Origin of the sequence: Paractinoplanes abujensis, assembly GCF_014204895.1 — a bacterium.
Lineage (GTDB): Bacteria > Actinomycetota > Actinomycetes > Mycobacteriales > Micromonosporaceae > Actinoplanes > Actinoplanes abujensis.
This window is the reverse complement of the sequence record NZ_JACHMF010000001.1, coordinates 1921154-1938615: the sequence shown is the minus strand read 5'-3', so window position 1 is coordinate 1938615 and position 17462 is coordinate 1921154. Positions and strand designations below refer to the sequence as shown.

The window sequence follows — 17462 nt, the reverse complement described above, 5'->3', positions numbered from 1 at the left end:
ATAACAAGGAGCCTTTACCGACGGGGGTTCGACGATGACGAGTGCGCCGGTGCCCGGCGACGGCGCACTGATCGAGTGCGAAAGCCTCGTCCGCATCTATCAGACCGGCCCGATCGAGGTCCAGGCGTTGCAGGGCCTCGACCTGGTCGTCGAGCGCGGCGAGATGGTGGCCGTCGTGGGCGCGTCCGGCTCCGGCAAGTCGACCCTGCTGTCGATCCTGGCCGGCACCGACGCGCCGACCGCGGGCCGGGCCCGGGTCGGCCGGTGGGACCTGCTGGCCATGTCGCGGGCCGACCGGGTGCGCTACCGCCGCCACACCGTCGGCTTCGTGCGGCAGCAGACGGCCAGCAACCTGATCCCCTACCTGACCGCCCAGCAGATGGTCGACCTGCCGATGACCGTGGCCGGCGTGCCCGCCCGGGAACGTCGCGAACGCAGCGGCGAACTGCTCGACGCGCTGGGCGTCGGCGGCTTGGCCCAGCGGCGGCCGGGCCAGCTCTCCGGCGGCCAGCAGATGCGGGTCGCCATCGCGGTCGCCCTGGCCAACCGGCCGCACGTGCTGCTGGCCGACGAGCCGACCGGTGAGCTCGACACCGCCACCTCGGCCGAGGTCTTCGCCGGGCTGCGCGACGTCAACCGCGACCTCGGCGTCACCGTCGTGGTGGTCACGCACGACCCCGCGGTGAGCGGCCAGGTCGAGCGTACGGTGGCCATCCGCGACGGGCGCACCAGCAGCGAGGTGCTGCGCCGCACGACCACCGCCGACGACGGCGGCACCCACGTCATCGCCGAGGAGTACGCCGTGATGGACCGGGCCGGGCGCATCCAGGTGCCCCGCGACTACCGCGAAGCGCTCGCGCTGACCCGCCGGGTCCGGCTGGCCCTGGAACCCGACCACATCACGATCCGGCCCGACGCATGAGCGAGGCCCTGCTCACGGTGGCCGGGGTCAACCGCACGTTCGGGGCCGGCCCGGCCGCCGTGCACGCCCTGCGCGACGTGTCGTTCACCGTCGAGCCGGGCACGATGGTGGCCCTGGTCGGGCGGTCCGGGTCGGGCAAGACCACCCTGCTCAACGTGATCGGCGGGCTCGATCGGCCGGACAGCGGCACGGTCGTCGTCGACGGGCTCGACCTGGGCGGCCTCGACGAGGACGGCCTCTCCCAGCTGCGGCGCGAACGGGTCTCGTACATCTTCCAGACCTTCGGCCTCATCCCGGTGCTCTCGGCGGCCGAGAACGTCGGCGTGCCGCTGCGGCTGGCCCGGGCCGACCCGGCCGAACGCGAGAAGCGGGTGGCCCTCCTGCTCGACCTGGTCGGGCTGGCCGGGCACGCCCAGCAACGGCCGGGCGAACTCTCCGGCGGCCAGCAGCAGCGGGTGGCCATCGCGCGGGCCCTGGCCGCCTCGCCCCGGCTGCTCGTGGCCGACGAACCCACCGGCCAGCTCGACGCCGAGACCGGCCTGTCGGTGATGGCCCTGCTGCGAGGCGTGGTCGAGTCCGAAGGCGTGACAGCAGTGGTGGCCACGCACGACCCGGTGATGATGGCGCTGGCCGACCGGGTCATCCACATCGCCGACGGGCACGTGACCCCGTAGTGCTGAGCCTCGTCGCACGCCGGGCCCGGGCTCAGTGGCCGCTGCTGCTGTCGCTGCTGGCCACCCTCGTGGTCGGCACGACCCTGCTCGGCACGAGCACCCTGGTCATCACTCGTACCTCCGAACGGTCGGTGGAGGTCTCGGCGGCCCGCGCCGACCCCGACGACGTCGCCGTCACCGCGTACGTGGTCGGTGTCTCGGCGACCAACGCCCGGTCGGTCGCGGCCGACACCCGGACCGTGCTGACCACCTCCGTCGAGCCGTTCCGGGCGACCACCCTGACCCGCGCGTCGTCGGTGATGCGCGAGCTGCCCCTGGGCGGGGTGGACGGTGGCGGCTACCTGGCCGCGATCGAGGACCTGCCCGCGCGGGCCACGCTGGTGACCGGACGCTGGCCGCGGGCCGGGGCGGCGGTCCCGGAGGCGGCTGTGCTGCAGAGCACCGCTCGCCTGCTGGGGCTCAAAGCGGGCGACCGGGTCCAGCTCGGCACCGAGTTCGGCCGGTCACCCAACGGGCCGACCGCCGTGCGGGTGGTCGGGGTCGTCCGCCCGTTGCAGGACGCGGGCTGGGAACGAGACCCGCTCGGCGGCACCGGATTCGACGCCGATCCGCCCGAGAGCACGTCGGCCCGTCCGGTCAACGCGTACGGGCCGTTCCTGGTCGACCTGGACGAGCTGCTGGCCGGCGGGTCGGCGCTGGGCCGGCTCGAGGTGTCGGCCCGTCCCGACCTGTCCGACCCCACCCGCCGCGACCTCGACCGGGTCACCACGGCGTTGCTGCAGGCCGACCGGCGGCTCAGCGGCACGCTGGGCGACCGCATCGAGATCGAACGGGTCGCCTCCCCCCTGCCCCAGGTCCTGATCGACGCCCGCAACCAGCGGCAGCTCACCTCGGGCTCGGTCCTCGCCCTGGCCCTGATCGGGCTGCTGCTCACGGCGATCGCGCTCGCCCTGGCCGGCCGTCTGACGACCGCCCTGCGGAGCGGGGAGACGGACCTGCTCGGCGCCCTGGGCACCAGCCGCCGCCAGCTCGTCGCGGTCGCCTCCGTGGAGGCGGGCGGCATCGCCGCGGTCGCCTTCGGACTGGCGGTGCCCGCCTCGGCGCTGCTGTTCGCCGGCTTGACCCACCTGCCCCCGCTGTCCGGGGCCGGGCTGGCCGCACCCGTCACCGTGACCGGCACCCAGGTGCTCGTGGTGGCCTGCGCGGCCGCGACCCTGGCCACGCTGCACATCCTGCTGGCCGCGGCTCGCCCCGCGAACGGCCCCCGGGACCGCCGCGAACTGATCGCCCGCTCCGGCCTCGACCTGCTGCTGCTGGCCCTGGCCGTGGTCGGGTGGTGGCAGCTGCGGGCCCAGCCGGCCGGGGCGGGCTACCGCGCGGACACCGTCCGGGTGCTGGCCCCCGCCCTGATTCTGGCGGCCGGGGCCGCGCTCGCCCTGCGCCTGCTCCCGCCGCTGCTGCGGGTGGCCGAACGCTATGCCGGCCGGTCCCGCGGGCTCACCTGGTCGCTGGCCGCCTCCGGGGCCGCGCGCCGCTCCCAGGCGATGGCCGCCGGGCTGCTGATCTGCCTCGGGTGTGCCGCCGCCACGTTCGGGACGGCGTTCGGCTCGACCTGGCACGCCTCGCAGCGCGACCAGGCCGACCTGTCCGTCGGCGCCGACTTCGCCCTGACCCTCGACGGCGCGCCCGCGACCGGGCAGAGCGCAGTCGTCGGGGCAGCCACCGGCGGCCCGGTCAGTCCCGTGGCCCGGCAGAACATCGTGGTCGGCCAGTGGCTGGGCGGACCCGACACCAGGCCGCAGATGGTCGCGGTCGACACCCGTACGGGCGGGGACCTGCTGCGTGGGCGCGGCGACTGGGCCGAGACGATCCGGCCGTTGCGGCCCACCGCGCCGGTCGCCGGGCCGGACCTGCCCCGCAACACCACGGTGACGGTGACCGGGACGGCCACCGGGGGCCGGCCGGTTCTGGTCACACCCCAGCTGCTGCTGCAGGACGAAAGCGGGCTCCGGACGAGCTGCGCCGGTGACCCGGCCGTCCTCGACGGCCGCCCGCACACGGTCACCGGCTGCGCGCCGGTCGACGGTCTGCGTCTGATCGGGGTCGCGCTGCCGATCAGCGGCCCGGCCGGGACGCAGCAGGTGAGCGCGATCGACGCCACGCTGAGCCTGCCCGCCGACGGGCCGGCCGGCCGGCCCTGGACGGTCCGGTCCGCCTCACCGCAATCGAGCCAGCTGACCGCCGAGAACGTCACGTTCGACGGCCGCCGGCTGCGCCTGACCGCCACGGTGAGCTTCGCCGACCCCACCCCGTCGAGCCGGGTGCCGGTGGCCACCTCCTTCGGCGACCCCGGCCCGATGCCGGTCGTGGTCTCGGCCGAACTGGCCGCCAAGGTGGGCGCGACCCGCGGGTCCGAACTGACGTTCGCGGTCGACCAGACCGCGGTGCCCGCCGTCGTCAGCGCCGTCGTGCCACAGGTGCCGTCGGCGCCCGGCGCCCCGGCCGTGCTGGCCGACCTCGACTGGCTGACCCGGATCCTGGCCGTGAAAGGCAACGTGAACTCCCCCGTGACCGCGTGGTGGGCCGCCGACCCGGCCGCCTCGGCCGCGGCCACGCTCGCCGACAAGCGGCTGGGCACCGTCGTCACCCGCGACTCGGAGGCCGAACGGCTGATCGGCAGCCCGCTGCGGGCCTCCTACCCGGCCTTCCTGCGGGTGCTGGTCGCCGCCGCGGTCCTGCTGCTGCTGGGCGGGGTGCTGCTGCACGTCGTCACCGACATGCAGGCCCGCGCGGTCGAGGTGGCCCGCCTGCGAGGACTCGGCGTGTCCCGCCGCGGCATCCGCACCGCCCTGATCGGCGAACAGGCCCTGGTGGTGCTGCCCCTGCTCGCGGCCGGAACCGGCGTCGGCGCGTTCACCTCCGCCCTGGTCGCCCCGCTGCTGATCCGCTCCGAGACGGGCGCGGCGGCGGTCCCGCCCGCGACCGCGTACTGGCCCTGGGGCGCCGAGGTGCTGCTGCTGGGGGCGCTGATCGCCGTCTGCGGGCTGACCGTCGGCGCCGCCGTCCTCGTCCAGGCCCGCCGGGCCGACGCCGCCCACCTGCGAGTCGCCTCATGAGCCGTCTGATCCGGCGCTTCCTGCTGACGCTGCACTGGCCGAGCGTGCACGGGCGGGCCCGGGCCGACGCCGGGCCGCTGGCGCTGGTCGCCCTGGTCGTGGCCGTGGTCGTGCTGCTCGCCGGGGCCACGCCGCCGCTGATCCGCTCCACCTCCGACGACGCCACCCGCGACGCGGTCCGCCGGGCCGCCGACGACGCCGCCGTACGGATCGCAGCCGAATGGCCCGACGACTACGGCCCGACCGGGGGCCGGTTACGGGCCCCGGGACTGGCCGCCGACATCGCCGACCTCAGCGAACGGGCGCAGGACGAGCTCGACGAAAGCCTGCGCTCCGCGCTGCGGCCGCCGGTCACGTCCGTCTCGAGCATCTCGCTGGCGATCACCGACGGCAGCGTCCAGCGACGGCTGCGACTCGAATACCTGCGCAGCGCCACCGGCGAGCCCCCGGTCACCTGGATTGCCGGGCGTGCGCCGGGCGCCTCGACCACCGACGAGACCATCGAGATCCCGCTCAACGGCGACCCCTGGCCGGTCCAGGTCGGGTTGTCCGAGACCGATGCGACCGCGCTGAACGTCAAGCCCGGCGACCGCATCCCGGTTCAGGACGAACAACGCAACCCCTACGACGTCCGGGTGACCGGCATCTTCCGGCCCACCGACGCCGCCGATCCCGTGTGGGGCCCGGCCCCCTGGCTGCTGCGCCCGGCGGCCAACCGGGACGGTTTCGGCAGCACCCGGTTCGGCGCCCTGCTCACGGCCGGCTCCGTGCCCGACGCCCGGCTCGCGTTCCGCCCCGACCAATTGAGCCGCGTGGTCCGCTTCGACGTGGACCCGGCCACCCTGACCTGGGAGTCCGCCCAGGCCTTGGCCGCGTCGGTGGCCGAGCTCAAAGGCAGCTCGGCCGTCTCGGCGGAACGCGACTCGTCGCTGAAATGGTCGACTCAGCTCGACAGCGTGCTGAGCGACCTGCGCGACCAGATCGCCACCGCCACCGCTCAGGCGTCGGTGCTGCTGCTCGGGGTGCTGGCCGCGGCCCTGCTGGTGATCGCGCTGACCGCCGACCTGCTGACCCGCCGACGCACCGCTGCCCTGACCACGGCCCGCCACCGGGGCGCGGGGCTGCCCACCCTCGCCACCGAGCTGACCGTCGAGTCGCTCGCCGTCACCGTCCCGGCTGCTCTGCTCGGACTCGTCCTGGCCGTCGTGCTGACCGGCAGCGCCGGGCTGACCTGGGTCGTGCCGTTCACGCTGATCGCCGCGGCCGCCGCCCCCGCCTTCGGCACCCTGGCCGCCGCCCGGGCCACCCGCGACCGCCGGGCGCCGGCCAACCGCAGCGCCCGGCGCTGGATCCGCCGCACCGCGATGATCCGTCGCATCGCTGCGGACGCCACCGTGGTCGCCCTCGCGGCCGCCGCGCTCGTCGCGCTGCACCAGCGCGGCATCGGCTCCGTGATCGACCTGCCCGCAGCCGCGCCCACGCTGTGCGCCCTGGCCGTGACCCTGCTGCTCGTGCGGCTGCTGCCGCGCGCCACCGGCCTGGTGCTGCGGCTCACCCTGCGCTCGCGCCGCCCCCTGGCCCTGTTCGGCGCGGCCCGGGCCGCCGCCACCTCGTCCCGCGTCCTGCCCGCGCTGACGCTGACCACCGCTCTCGCCCTCGGCTCGTTGGCCCTGACCCTGTACGCCACCACCGACCGCGGCCTGGCCCAGGGTGCCTGGCAGAGCACCGGCGCCGACGCCCGCCTCAGCCTGAGCGCCGACTCCGCGAACGCGGCCGACGACATCGCGGCCCGGATCGCCACCGCCCCCGGTGTCCGCCACGCGGTCGCGGCTCAGATCAACGACAACGCCAACTTCATCGCCGACAACACGACCGTGCCGGCCCGACTGGTCATCGTGGACACCGCCGCCTTCCGGCAGCTGCTGGCCGACACCCCGCTGCCCGGGCTGCCGCCGCTGGGCCCCGGCGCGACCGCCGGCACAGTGCCGGCCCTGGTCCGTACGGCCGACGGCAGCCTCACGCCCGGCGTCCGGTTCAGCCTGCCCGTGGTCACGAACAGCGCGATCGCCCTGACCGCGGTCGGCACCGCGCCCGCCCTGGGCGCCGGCGACGACGTGGTCGTGGTCGACGCCGGCGCGCCCGGCCTGGACTACGAACCCAACACCGTCTGGGCCACGGGCCCCGGTGCGGCCGAAGCGCTGCGCCAGGCCGCGACCGGCGGACGGGTGGTCCTGCGTACCGACCTGCTGCAGGAGCGCCGCACGGCCCCGCTCACCGCCGGCCTGGCCCACCTGTGCCTGCTGGCGTCGGGCATCCTGCTCGTCCTGGGCCTGCTCGGGTTCGCGCTGGCCGCCGCGGCGAGCGCCCCGCTGCGCTGGGAAACCCTGGCCCGGCTGCGCACCCTGGGGCTACGTCCCCGCGACACACGCCTGGTCGCCGTGGGCGAACTGCTGCCGCCGGTGGTGGTTGCGGCCCTCGTCGCCCCGGCGCTGGGGGCTCTGCTGGGATGGCTGACCCTCGGCCCCCTGGCGTTGCGCCGGTTGACCGCCCAGGCCACCGACCCGTCCCCGGTCACACCGTGGTGGCCGATCGTCGCCGTCACCGTCGTCGCGCTGCTCGTGACCCTGCTGGCGATCGTCACGGTCGAGGCGTCCACCCGGCGCCGGCGCCGGCTGAGCGACGTGCTGCGGGTCGGCGGATGACCACCGGCCGGTCCCGGCTTCCGGCTCGGGTCACCGCACCACCGCCCACCGGCGCGGGCTGACCCAGGGCGGGCGGGCCCGAGGCTCCGCTCGGCTGGAAGCGGCTCGGGCAACTCGCCACCGGCCCGGCCGGTGGCGTCGCACGCCCGGCCGGGCCGCGGTCCGTGCGGCCATGACAGCCGTCTCGCTGCACTCCGTGGTCGTCAGCGCCGGGCCGGCCGCCCTGATCCTGATCGCAGCAACGCGAGGAACCCCGGGCACGGCGCCACCGGAGGGGCTGCGCCCGCCATGACCGGCGTCGCCCGTCCGGGCCTTCGAGCATGAAACCCGGGGTCCGGTTCAGACGGCGTCGACAGTGAACAAGGCCGCCTGCTGCGGGGTCAGCAGGCCGGGCGGCAGGCCGGCCTCGATCAGCAGCCGGCCCGGCAGGGTGGCCTCCCCGGCGGCCAGCCACGGGGGCGGCGCGTCCTGCAGCGTGCGCGGCGGGCCGCCCAGCACGAGCGGGCGCACGACATAACGCCGACCCGGGTCGAGGCCCGGGAACCGTACGGGGGAAGGGACGGCGGAATGCGGAGCGCGCACCGACACCAGGGCGAACAGGGCCGTGCGCTGGTCCGGCGAAACGACACCGTGGACGAAGCGGGTGGGGTCGTCGCCGTCGGAGCGGACGACCGTGCCGCTGTGGAGCAGGGAGCGACGGTGCTTGTACTCCTTGACCCAGGCGGCGATCTGCGCCCGCTCGTCGGGCTCGGCCGTGGTCAGGTCCCACTCGATGCCGGCGTGGCCGAAGAGCGACGTGGCCAGGCGGAAGCCGAGCGCGCCGGCGCGGCCGGTGATGTGGGCCGTGGGCGCGCCCACGTGTGAGCCGAGCAGTTCGGGTGGCATCAGCACGCTCGTCCAGCGCTGGATCTGCTGGCGTTCCAGCGCGTCGTTGGTGTCGGAGGTCCAGAAGCGGTCGACGTGGTCGAGGATGCCCAGGTCGATGCGGGCCCCACCGGAGGCGCAGCTTTCGATCTCGACCGCCGGGAAACGCCGCCGCAGTTCGGCCAGCAGGCGATACAGCGCGGTCGTCTGCCGGTGGGCCGAACCCTCCTGCAGCAGGTCGCGGTTGTGGTCCCATTTCACGAAGGCGATCTCGTACGTGGTGAGCAGCGCGCTGATGCTCGTCAGCAGATGGTCGTAGGCGGCCGGCACGGCCAGGTCGAGCACGAGCTGATGCCGCCAGGTCGCCGCGCCGGGTTCGCCGAGGATCCAGTCGGGGTGGGCCCGGGCCAGCTCGGAGTCGGGCGAGACCATTTCGGGTTCGAGCCACAGGCCGAACTCCATGCCGCGTTCGTGCACGGCTTCGATCAGCGGGCCGAGGCCGTCGGGCCAGCGGTCGGGGTCGACGGTCCAGTCGCCGAGGGCGCGTTTGTCGTCGGTGCGGCCCCGGAACCAGCCGTCGTCGAGCACGAACCGTTCCACACCCACCGCCGCGGCCGCGTCGGCCAGGGCGGTCAGGCGGTCCAGCGAGTGGTCGAAGTAGACGGCCTCCCAGGTGTTGAGCACGACCGGGCGGGGTTTGAGCGGTGCGCGGCGGGAGCGGATCCAGTCGTGCAGCCGGCGCGACAGCCCGTCGATGCCCGCGGCCGAGTACACGGCTACGGTCCACGGCGTCGTGTAGTCGTCGCCGGGGGCCAGCCGCACCTCGCCCGGGGCCAGCAGTTCGCCCGCGCCGAGCACTGTCGCGCCGAGGGTCTGCCGTTCGGCCCAGAGCTGCTTGTCGCCGCTCCACGCCAGGTGCACGGCCCAGACCTCGCCCGAGCCGAACGTGAAGCCGGGAGTGCCCAGCATCATCAGGTACGGGTCGTCGTGCCCGGGCCGGCCGTGCCGGGTCTCGCGGGTCCAGGCCCCGTGCCGCAGCGGGGCGCGTTGCGGCTGCCGTTCGTAGGCCCACAGCCCCGCGAAGTCGAGCACCTCGGCCGCCCGCTCGGGCACGGGCAGCAGCACGCCGAGCGAACCCAGGTCGAAGTCGTCCGCGCCGGTGTTGGCCAGGGTGTGCCGCAGCCGCAGCACTCCCTGCGGGCTCAGCTCGACCTCGGTCGTGACGGTCAGCGCGCCGGCCGCCGAGATCAGCACGGCCGAGCCCGGCGCCGGCTGCGCGGCCTCCGTCAACTCCCAGCGGGGGCGGCCGGGTGCGCCGGAGAAGGCGGGCCGCCCGCTCCACCCGTCGCCCAAGGTGGGCAGCAAGGACAGCCGTGGTGGCGTGTCGAGCGAGCTCGGGGGGACGGCGGGCACGGCCGCCTCGGCGTACGCGGAAAGGTCGTCCGCGGTGAGGTCGCCGAGGGCGGCGCCCCAGTGCAGGACGGCCGGCAGCCGCGGGCCGCGGGCGTCCAGCACGAGGCTGGTGCCCGCGGCCTGCAGGTGGATCAACAACGCGTCTTACTCCTTGACGGGAATGGCCTGCGACTTGAGCGTGTCGATGGTCGACGTCTGGGCCTTGCTCAGTGCCTCCTCCAGGGTGCCCTGGCCCGACACCGCGGCCTTGAAGCCGTCCGAGGCGCTGGTGTAGGTCGAGGTCATCGTGGGTCCCCAGGTGAAGTCGGGCGTCACCTGGGTGGCGGCCTCGGCGAAGGTCTCGTAGATCTTCTGGCCACCATAGAACTCGACCGGGTTGGCCAGGTACGAATACTTGGTTCCGGCGGTGGTGGCCGGGTAGAGCTGGGCCTCCTTGTTCAGCAGGCCGAGCGCCTCCTCGCTGGTGTTCAGCCACAGGGCGAACTGCGCGGCCTCGTACGGGTGCTTGGAGTTCTTGAAGATCGCGGTGGCCGAGCCGCCCCAGTTGCCCGCGACGTTCTCGCCGGCGCTCCACTGCGGCATCGGCGCGACCCGCCACTTGCCCGCCGTCTTCGGCGCGCCGCTCATGATCGAGTTGGCCCCCCACACCGCGGAGACCCAGGTCCAGGCCGAGCTGGAGTTGTAGGCGTTGTCCCACTCGGTGGTCCACGGCGGGACGGTCGAGACCAGCTTCTTGCTGATCAGGTCCTGCCAGTAGCCGGCCACCTTCTTGGTCTTGTCGTCGGTCAGGTCGACGGTCCACTGCTGGCCGTCGTTGGCGAACCAGCGGCCCCCGGCCTGCCAGGCGAAGCCCGCGAACTGGTTGATGTCGCTCTGCGAGAAGTTGGTGATGTAGCCGCCGGCCGCCTTCACCTTGGCGGCCGCCGCGGCGTACTCCTCCCAGGTCTTCGGGATGGCGATGTTGTTCTTCTCGAACAGGTCGGCCCGGTAGAACAGCGCCATCGGGCCGGAGTCCTGCGGGATGCCCCAGGCCGTCTTCTCGTCGCCGAAGCTGACCTGGTTCCACGTCCACGGGATGAACTGGTCCTTGGCCTTGGCCACGATGTCGCAGGAGGCGACGTCGAACAGGCCGTCCTGCACCCGGAAGCTGGGCAGCGCGTCGTATTCGATGTGCCCGAGGTCGGGGGTGTTGCCCGCCTTGAGCTGGTTGAAGAAGTTCTGGTAGGTGCCGCCGTTGCCGTTGGGGCCGGTCTGCACCTTGACCTGGATGTTCGGGTTCTTGTCGTTCCAGACCTTGACCACGTTCTCGATCCCGGGGATCCAGGTCGTGTAGGTCAGCGAAACCGGCCCGGACGAGGGGGCGCAGGAGGCGGCCGGCGCGCCGTCGGAGCTGGAGTCGTCGCCGGACCCGCAGGCGGACAGGGTCAGCGCGGATATCGCTATCGCGCTGAGAAGGGCTTTGCGCATCTTGTGTGTCCTTTACTTGACGGCGCCGGCACCCAGACCGTTGCGCCAGAACCGTTGGAGAAGCAGGAACGCGATCACGAGGGGCGTGATCGAGAGCAGGGCACCGATGATCACCAGTCCGCGCAGTTCGGGGATCTGGTTGACCTGGGTGTTCCAGGTGTAGAGGCCGAGGGTGACCGGGAACAGCCGCTCGTCGCTGAGCATGATCAGCGGGAGCAGGAAGTTGTTCCAGACGGCGACGAAGTGGAACAGGAAGATGGTGACCAGGGCCGGGAACATGAGCCGGGTGGCGACCTTGAAGAACGTCCGGATCTCGCCCGAGCCGTCGATGCGAGCCGCCTCCAGCAGTTCGTCGGGCACGCCGGCGGTGGCGTAGATCCGGGCCAGGTAGACGCCGAACGGGTTGACCAGGCTGGGCAGGAAGACAGCCCAGAAGGTGTTGGTCGCGTCGACCTTGCTGAACATGAGGAACAGCGGGAGGGCGAGCGCGGTGGCCGGCACGAGCACGCCGCTGAGCACGACGTTGAAGAGCAGCTCGCGGCCGCGGAAGCGGTACTTGGCCAGCGCGTAACCGCACATCGCGGCGAGCACGGTGCCGAGCAGGGCGGCCCCGCCGGTGTAGAGGATGCTGTTGAGCATCCAGCGGAGGAAGACCCCGTCCCGGTACGCGAAAAGGTCACCGATGTTGGCGAACAGCTCGAAGTCGGCGAACCACAGCGGGTTCGTGCTGGTGAACTGGTCGGAGTTCTTGCTGGCCCCGACGAACAGCCACCAGATCGGCGTCAGGAAGTACAGCGTGCAGACGGCCATCACGAGCGTGGGCAGCGCGCGCTGCTTGATCAGAACCGGCGCGTTCATGCGTCACCCCTGCGCTGTGTGATCCGGAGGAAGACGAAGGAGAGGACGAACGTCGTCAGCGCCAGCACGACCGAGAAGGCCGCGGCGAGGTTGAAGTTGGGGATCGAGGACGTGGAGTACACGGTGAGGTTCGGCGTGTACGTGCTCGACACCGCCGACGAGAAGCTGCGGAACACCTGCGGCTCGGCCAGCAGCTGCAGCGTGCCGATGATGGAGAAGACAGTGGTCAGCACGATCGCCGGCATCACCAGCGGGATCTTGATCGACCAGGCGATCCGCCACGCCCCGGCCCCGTCGAGCCGCGCCGCCTCGTACACCTCGGCCGGGACGGCCAGCAGGGCCGAATAGATGATCAGCATGTTGTAGCCGACGTAGACCCAGGTCACGACGTTGGCCATGGCCCACAGCACGAGGTCGGCCGAGAGGAAGTCGATCGCGCTGGTCACCGGCTTGAGCGGCGACAGGTTGGGCGAGTAGAGGAAGCCCCACATGATCGCGGCGATGACGCCCGGCACGGCGTACGGTACGAAGAAGGCCAGCCGGAAGAAGCGGCGCCCCTTGACCAGGCCCGAGTCGAGCAGCAGGGCCAGCAGCAGGGCCAGCCCGAGCATCACCGGCACCTGCACGACCCCGAAGGCCAGCACCCGCCCGATCGACGTCCAGAACGCGCCGTCGGAGAAGACCCGCTCGTACTGGGTGAAGCCGCCGAAGACCTCGCGGGCCGGCCCGAAGGTGCCGGTGCGCTCGACGGTGTAGAGCGACTGCACGATCGCGTAGCCGATCGGCAGCAGATAGAACAGGACGAACAGAATGCCGAACGGAACCACGAAGAACGGAACGGCCCGCCCGTGCCGCACGGCCCGGCCCGGCTTCGCCCCGGATGGCGGGGCCGGCTTGGCCGGAGCCGCGGTGAGTATCTGTGTCATGGTCATGCCTCCCTGACAACCCGGACCGCGCCCGCCGGCACGAGCACTGACGCGGTGACGGATTGACCGGTCACCAGCTCGGTGCCGGTGATCGGGTGCTCGATGTCCTTGCCGCCGTGGTTGACGACGAAGACGTAGTCGCGCCCGTCGCCGCGGCGGCGGACGATCTCGATGTCGCTGGTGCCGCCGGTGCGGTCGCCGACCGCCTGCCGGAGCACGTTCTGCAGGCCGGCCGGCTCGAGCACGGTGGCGACGTACCAGGCGAGCCCGGCCCCGTACTGGTTGCGCGTCACGGCCGGCTTGCCGTCCGCGTACGCCTCGACCACCTCGGCGGTCGTGGTGCGCAGCCGCTCGGTCCAGACCGTGGCCTGCCCACCGCTCGCCAGCGCGACCGACTGTCCCGGCAGCAGCGGGGCGAACTCCTCGCTGACCACGCCCAGCAGGTCGCGGAAGGCGCCGGGGTAGCCGCCGAGGCGTACGCGGTCGTCGGGGTCGACGATGCCGCTGTAGAACGTGATCACCGCCCGGCCGCCGCCCTCGACGTAGCCGGCGATCGCTGCCGCCGACGCGTCCGAGACCATGTGCAGGCAGGGCACGACCACCGCCCGGTAGCGCGTCAGATCGCTGCCGGGGGCGACGATGTCGACGGTCACGCCCAGCTCGCGCAGCGCCCGGTAGGCCGCGTGCACCTGCTCGAGGTAGCGCACGTCCTGCGACGGCCGGGCCTCGGTGTCGGTGGCCCACCACGACTCCCAGCTGAAGACGAGCGCCGTGTCCGCCTGCACCGTGGTGCCCGCGACCTCGCCCAGCGAGTCGAGCACGGCCGACAGGTCGAGCACCTCGCGCCAGGTCGCGGAGTCGACCCCGGCATGCGGCAGCATCGCCGAGTGGAACTTCTCGGCGCCCTGGGCCGAGGCCCGCCACTGGAAGAAGCAGATCGTGTCGGCCCCACGAGCCACGTGGGTCAGCGTGTTGCGCAGCAGCTGCCCGGGCTCCTTGGCCAGGTTGTACGGCTGCCAGTTGACCGCGCCGGTGGCCGACTCCATCAGCATCCACGGCTTGCCGCCGGCCAGCCCGCGGGTCAGGTCGGCCGCGAACGCCAGTTCGGCCACGGGGTCGGGCAGGCGGTGGTCGAGGTAGTGGTCGTTGGCCACGACGTCCATGTCCGCGGCCCACGACCAGTAGTCCTGGTTGCGGATGTGCGCGGTGACCATGAAGTTCGTCGTGATCGGCGCGGCGGAGAAGCGGCGCAGCACCGCGGCCTCGGCCCGGTAGTGGTCGAGCAGCGCGTCCGAGGAGAACCGCTGGAAGTCGACCAGGTGGGCCGGGTTGCGCACCGACAGGGCCAGGCGGGGCGGCTGGATCTCGTCGAAGCTGTCGTAGCGCTGACTCCAGAACGCCGTCCCCCAGGCCTTGTTCAGCGCCTCGGTGGTGCCGTACCGGGCGGCCAGCCAGACCCGGAACGCCTCCGCGCTGGCCTCGCAGTAGCAGAGCGCGTTGTGGCAGCCGAGCTCGTTGGAGACGTGCCACAGGGCCAGCGCCGGGTGCCGGCCGTACCGCTGCGCGACCTGCTCGACCAGGCGCAGCGCGTGCTCGCGGAAGATCGGCGAGCTGGGGCAGAACGCCTGGCGGCCGCCCGGGTAGCGGGTGGTGCCGTCGGCGGTCACCGGCAGCACCGACGGGTGCCGGCTGGTCAGCCAGGGCGGGGGCGACGCGGTGCCGGTGCCGAGGTTGAGCCGGATGCCGTTGTCGTGGAGCAGGCCGACGATCTCGTCGAGCGCGGCGAAGTCGTACTCGCCGGGCCGCGGCTCGACGGCCGACCAGCCGAAGACGTTGACGGCGACGAGGTCCACGCCGGCCTCGCGCATGAGGGCCATGTCCTCACGCCAGACAGCAGGCGGCCACTGTTCGTAGTTGTAGTCGCAGCCCAGTTGCAGCATCGCTTACCTCTCGTGTGTGCACGTGCACACATTTCGCCGCGCGAACCCGCCGATGACGAATGTGTGAACGGGCACACACTAGGCACGGCCTGGTCAGCGGGTCAATAGGGAACTTCGATCACGGCCCGTACGATGTGTGCCGTGACCGGGCCCAGGAAAGCGCGCCGCGCCACCGTGCATGATGTGGCCGCGGCGGCCGGCGTGTCCCGGGGCACGGTCAACCGCGTCCTCAACGGGGGCTACGTCTCCAGCGACGCCCGGACGGCCATCGAGGCGGCCATCGCCCAGGTCGGTTACGTGCCCAACCGGGCCGCCAGCCAGCTCGCCCGCCAGCGCTCCCAGGCCGTCGGCTTCCTCGCCCTCGAGCCGCATTCGCTGCTGCTGGAAGACCCGAACATCGGCGCCATCATGCTGGGCGCCAACGCGGTGCTGTCGCTGGCCGACCACCAGATGGTCAGCCTCGTCATCGACTCCGACCGCGACATGCAGCGGGTCGGGCGCTACCTCAGCGGCGGCTTCGTCGACGGCGCGATCATCGTCTCGGCCCGCTCGCACGACCCGATCACCCGGCTCATCGCCGAGATCCGGCTGCCCGCGACGTTCGTCGGCCACCCGCCCGATCTCGACCGCAGCATCCCGTTCGTCGGTATCGACAACACCGGCTCCGCCCGCGCCGTCACCCAGCGCCTGCTCGACACCGGCCGCAAACGGATCGGCATGATCGCGGCCGCGCTCGACCGGGATTCCGGCGCCGACCGGCTCACCGGCTTCAAACAGGCCATGGGCGACCGATTCGACCCCCAGCTGGTGGCCGACGTGCCGCTGTACGACTACACGTACGGGGTCAAGGGCATGCGCGCGCTGCTCGATCGGGAACCGTTGCTGGACGGCGTGTTCGCCGCGTCCGACGCGGTGGCCGCGGGCGCGCTCGAGGCGCTGCGCGAGGCCGGCCGGCGCGTCCCCGAGGACGTCGGCCTGGTCGGTTTTGACGACAGTTCGTGGGCGCAGCGCACCCAGCCCGCCCTGTCGACGGTGCACCAGCCGGCCCGCGAAATAGGGCGTCACGCCGCGGAATCGGTGCTGCGTCAGATCGCCGGGCACCCGGTGGAGCCGAGCGTGCTGCTCGACTCCCCCGTGGTCTGGCGCCAGTCGGCCTAAACGGTGGGCAATTTCGTCAGGGCCGCCTCGACCGCCTCGGACGACAACGAGTGGTCCGTCATCTCACCCGACAAGAATTTCCCGTACGCGGGCAGGTCGAGATGCCCGTGCCCGCAGAGCGCAGTGAGAATGACCTTCTCCTCCCCCGTCTCCTTGCAGCGCAACGCCTCCTCGATGCAGGCGGCGAGCGCGTGCGTCGGCTCCGGGGCCGGGATGATGCCTTCCGAACGGGCGAACGCGACCCCCGCCTCGAAACATTCACGCTGCGTCTTGGCGACCGCCTCCACCAGACCCAATTCGTAGACGTGCGAAATGAGCGGGGCCATGCCGTGATAACGCAGGCCACCCGCGTGAATGGGGTCCGGGATGAAGTCGTGGCCGAGCGTGTGCATCTTCATCAGCGGTGTCATGCCCGCCGTGTCCCCGAAGTCGTAGGCGTAAACGCCTTTCGTCAGTGACGGGCAGGAGGCGGGCTCGACGGCCCGGATGACCGGCGCCATCCGCCCGGCCATTTTCTCGCGCAGGAACGGGAAGGCGAGCCCGGCGAAATTGGAGCCGCCGCCGGTGCAGCCGACGATCACGTCCGGCACCGCCCCGACCTTGGCCAGCTGCAGCAAGGCCTCCTCACCGATCACGGTCTGGTGCAGCAGAACGTGGTTGAGCACGCTGCCCAGCGCGTAATTGGTGTCCGGATGCTGCGCCGCGACCTCGACGGCCTCACTGATCGCGATGCCCAGCGAGCCGGGCGAATCCGGGTCGTCGGCCAGCACCTTGCGCCCGGCCTCGGTCAGCTCCGACGGCGACGGGTGAATGGTGCCACCGAAGGTCTCGATCATCATTTTCCGGTACGGTTTCTGGTCGTACGAGGCCCGCACCTGCCAGATCTCGCACTCGATGCCGAATTGCGCGGCCGCGAACGCGAGAGCCGTTCCCCACTGCCCGGCGCCGGTCTCCGTGGTCAGCCGCCGAATGCCCGCCGACGCGTTGTAATAGGCCTGCGGCACCGCGGTGTTGGGCTTGTGCGACCCGGCCGGCGAGACACCCTCGTACTTGTAATAGATTTTGGCCGGGGTGCCGAGCGCCTTCTCCAGGCGGTGCGCGCGAAACAGCGGCGACGGGCGCCACAGGCGATAGACCTCAAGCACCTCGGAGGGAATGGTCACGAACCGCTCGGTCGTCACCTCCTGCTCGATCAGCGCCATCGGGAAGAGCGGCGCGAGATCGTCCGGCCCGACCGGCTCGTGCGTGCCCGGGTGCAGCACGGGCGGCGGCGGGCTGGGCAGATCCGGCACGATGTTGTACCAGCTGCGCGGCATTTCCTCTTCGGACAGCAGGATCTTGGTCGCGGCGTCATCGCTCATGGTCCCGATCCTGACCCATCCGCTCCGCGTTGTCGCCGGTCAACGCGCGTTTAATCCCCGC

Annotated in this window: 11 protein-coding genes; 5 read left to right on the top strand and 6 right to left on the bottom strand. The window is 72.6% G+C overall.

What is annotated here, in order from left to right; genetic code table 11:
- Positions 1-34 precede the first annotated feature (34 nt).
- Genes BKA14_RS08325 through BKA14_RS08310 form a run of 4 tightly spaced genes read left to right on the top strand, consistent with a single transcriptional unit; the run spans position 35 to position 7414 of the window.
- Positions 35-922 (top strand): ABC transporter ATP-binding protein, encoded by an 888-nt coding sequence (locus BKA14_RS08325; protein ID WP_184950324.1) that lies wholly within the window; start codon positions 35-37, stop codon positions 920-922.
- Positions 919-1596 (top strand): ABC transporter ATP-binding protein, encoded by a 678-nt coding sequence (locus BKA14_RS08320; protein ID WP_184950323.1) that lies wholly within the window; start codon positions 919-921, stop codon positions 1594-1596. The genes BKA14_RS08325 and BKA14_RS08320 overlap by 4 nt, the downstream gene beginning before the upstream one ends.
- A complete protein-coding gene (locus BKA14_RS08315) occupies positions 1596-4712 on the top strand; it encodes an FtsX-like permease family protein (protein WP_184950322.1) in 3117 nt (1038 codons plus the stop codon). The genes BKA14_RS08320 and BKA14_RS08315 overlap by 1 nt, the downstream gene beginning before the upstream one ends.
- On the top strand, positions 4709-7414 hold the full coding sequence (locus tag BKA14_RS08310) for an FtsX-like permease family protein (RefSeq protein WP_184950321.1): 2706 nt from the start codon (positions 4709-4711) through the stop codon (positions 7412-7414). Before BKA14_RS08315 ends, BKA14_RS08310 begins: the two co-directional genes overlap by 4 nt.
- 339 nt (positions 7415-7753) lie before the next feature.
- On the opposite strand, the gene BKA14_RS08305 is transcribed toward BKA14_RS08310, so the two are convergent.
- The 5 genes from BKA14_RS08305 to BKA14_RS08285 are packed head-to-tail and all read right to left on the bottom strand — an operon-like array spanning position 7754 to position 14882.
- Complete coding sequence (locus BKA14_RS08305) at positions 7754-9829, bottom strand: alpha-galactosidase (RefSeq protein ID WP_184950320.1); 2076 nt, start codon at positions 9827-9829, stop codon at positions 7754-7756.
- Positions 9830-9835: 6 nt separating this feature from the next.
- Positions 9836-11158, bottom strand: coding sequence for an ABC transporter substrate-binding protein (locus BKA14_RS08300; RefSeq protein ID WP_184950319.1), 1323 nt, complete (start codon positions 11156-11158; stop codon positions 9836-9838).
- 12 nt (positions 11159-11170) lie between these two features.
- The gene (locus BKA14_RS08295; protein ID WP_184950318.1) at positions 11171-12016 is read right to left on the bottom strand and encodes a carbohydrate ABC transporter permease; all 846 of its coding nucleotides are present in this window, start codon (positions 12014-12016) and stop codon (positions 11171-11173) included.
- The gene (locus BKA14_RS08290) at positions 12013-12942 is read right to left on the bottom strand and encodes a carbohydrate ABC transporter permease (protein WP_203721924.1); all 930 of its coding nucleotides are present in this window, start codon (positions 12940-12942) and stop codon (positions 12013-12015) included. The genes BKA14_RS08295 and BKA14_RS08290 overlap by 4 nt, the downstream gene beginning before the upstream one ends.
- Before the next feature lie 2 nt (positions 12943-12944).
- Positions 12945-14882: a beta-galactosidase gene (locus tag BKA14_RS08285; protein ID WP_184950316.1), complete on the bottom strand. Its 1938-nt coding sequence runs from the start codon at positions 14880-14882 to the stop codon at positions 12945-12947.
- 141 nt (positions 14883-15023) lie between these two features.
- On the opposite strand from BKA14_RS08285, the gene BKA14_RS08280 reads away from it, so the two are divergent.
- Positions 15024-16040: a LacI family DNA-binding transcriptional regulator gene (locus BKA14_RS08280; RefSeq protein ID WP_239092395.1), complete on the top strand. Its 1017-nt coding sequence runs from the start codon at positions 15024-15026 to the stop codon at positions 16038-16040.
- Here the strand turns inward: BKA14_RS08280 and BKA14_RS08275 are convergent.
- Positions 16037-17401, bottom strand: coding sequence for a TrpB-like pyridoxal phosphate-dependent enzyme (locus tag BKA14_RS08275; RefSeq protein WP_184950314.1), 1365 nt, complete (start codon positions 17399-17401; stop codon positions 16037-16039). The two genes, BKA14_RS08280 and BKA14_RS08275, sit on opposite strands and share 4 nt — an antisense overlap.
- Positions 17402-17462 lie beyond the last annotated feature (61 nt).

Bases quoted from the DNA above. Each gene is read 5' to 3' on its own strand.
- BKA14_RS08325 (WP_184950324.1), top strand. From the start codon at position 35: ATGACGAGTGCGCCGGTGCCCGGCGACGGCGCACTGATCGAGTGCGAA.
- BKA14_RS08320 (WP_184950323.1), top strand. From the start codon at position 919: ATGAGCGAGGCCCTGCTCACGGTGGCCGGGGTCAACCGCACGTTCGGG.
- BKA14_RS08310 (WP_184950321.1), top strand. From the start codon at position 4,709: ATGAGCCGTCTGATCCGGCGCTTCCTGCTGACGCTGCACTGGCCGAGC.
- BKA14_RS08300 (WP_184950319.1), bottom strand. From the start codon at position 11,158: ATGCGCAAAGCCCTTCTCAGCGCGATAGCGATATCCGCGCTGACCCTG.
- BKA14_RS08295 (WP_184950318.1), bottom strand. From the start codon at position 12,016: ATGAACGCGCCGGTTCTGATCAAGCAGCGCGCGCTGCCCACGCTCGTG.
- BKA14_RS08290 (WP_203721924.1), bottom strand. From the start codon at position 12,942: ATGACACAGATACTCACCGCGGCTCCGGCCAAGCCGGCCCCGCCATCC.
- BKA14_RS08285 (WP_184950316.1), bottom strand. From the start codon at position 14,882: ATGCTGCAACTGGGCTGCGACTACAACTACGAACAGTGGCCGCCTGCT.
- BKA14_RS08275 (WP_184950314.1), bottom strand. From the start codon at position 17,401: ATGAGCGATGACGCCGCGACCAAGATCCTGCTGTCCGAAGAGGAAATG.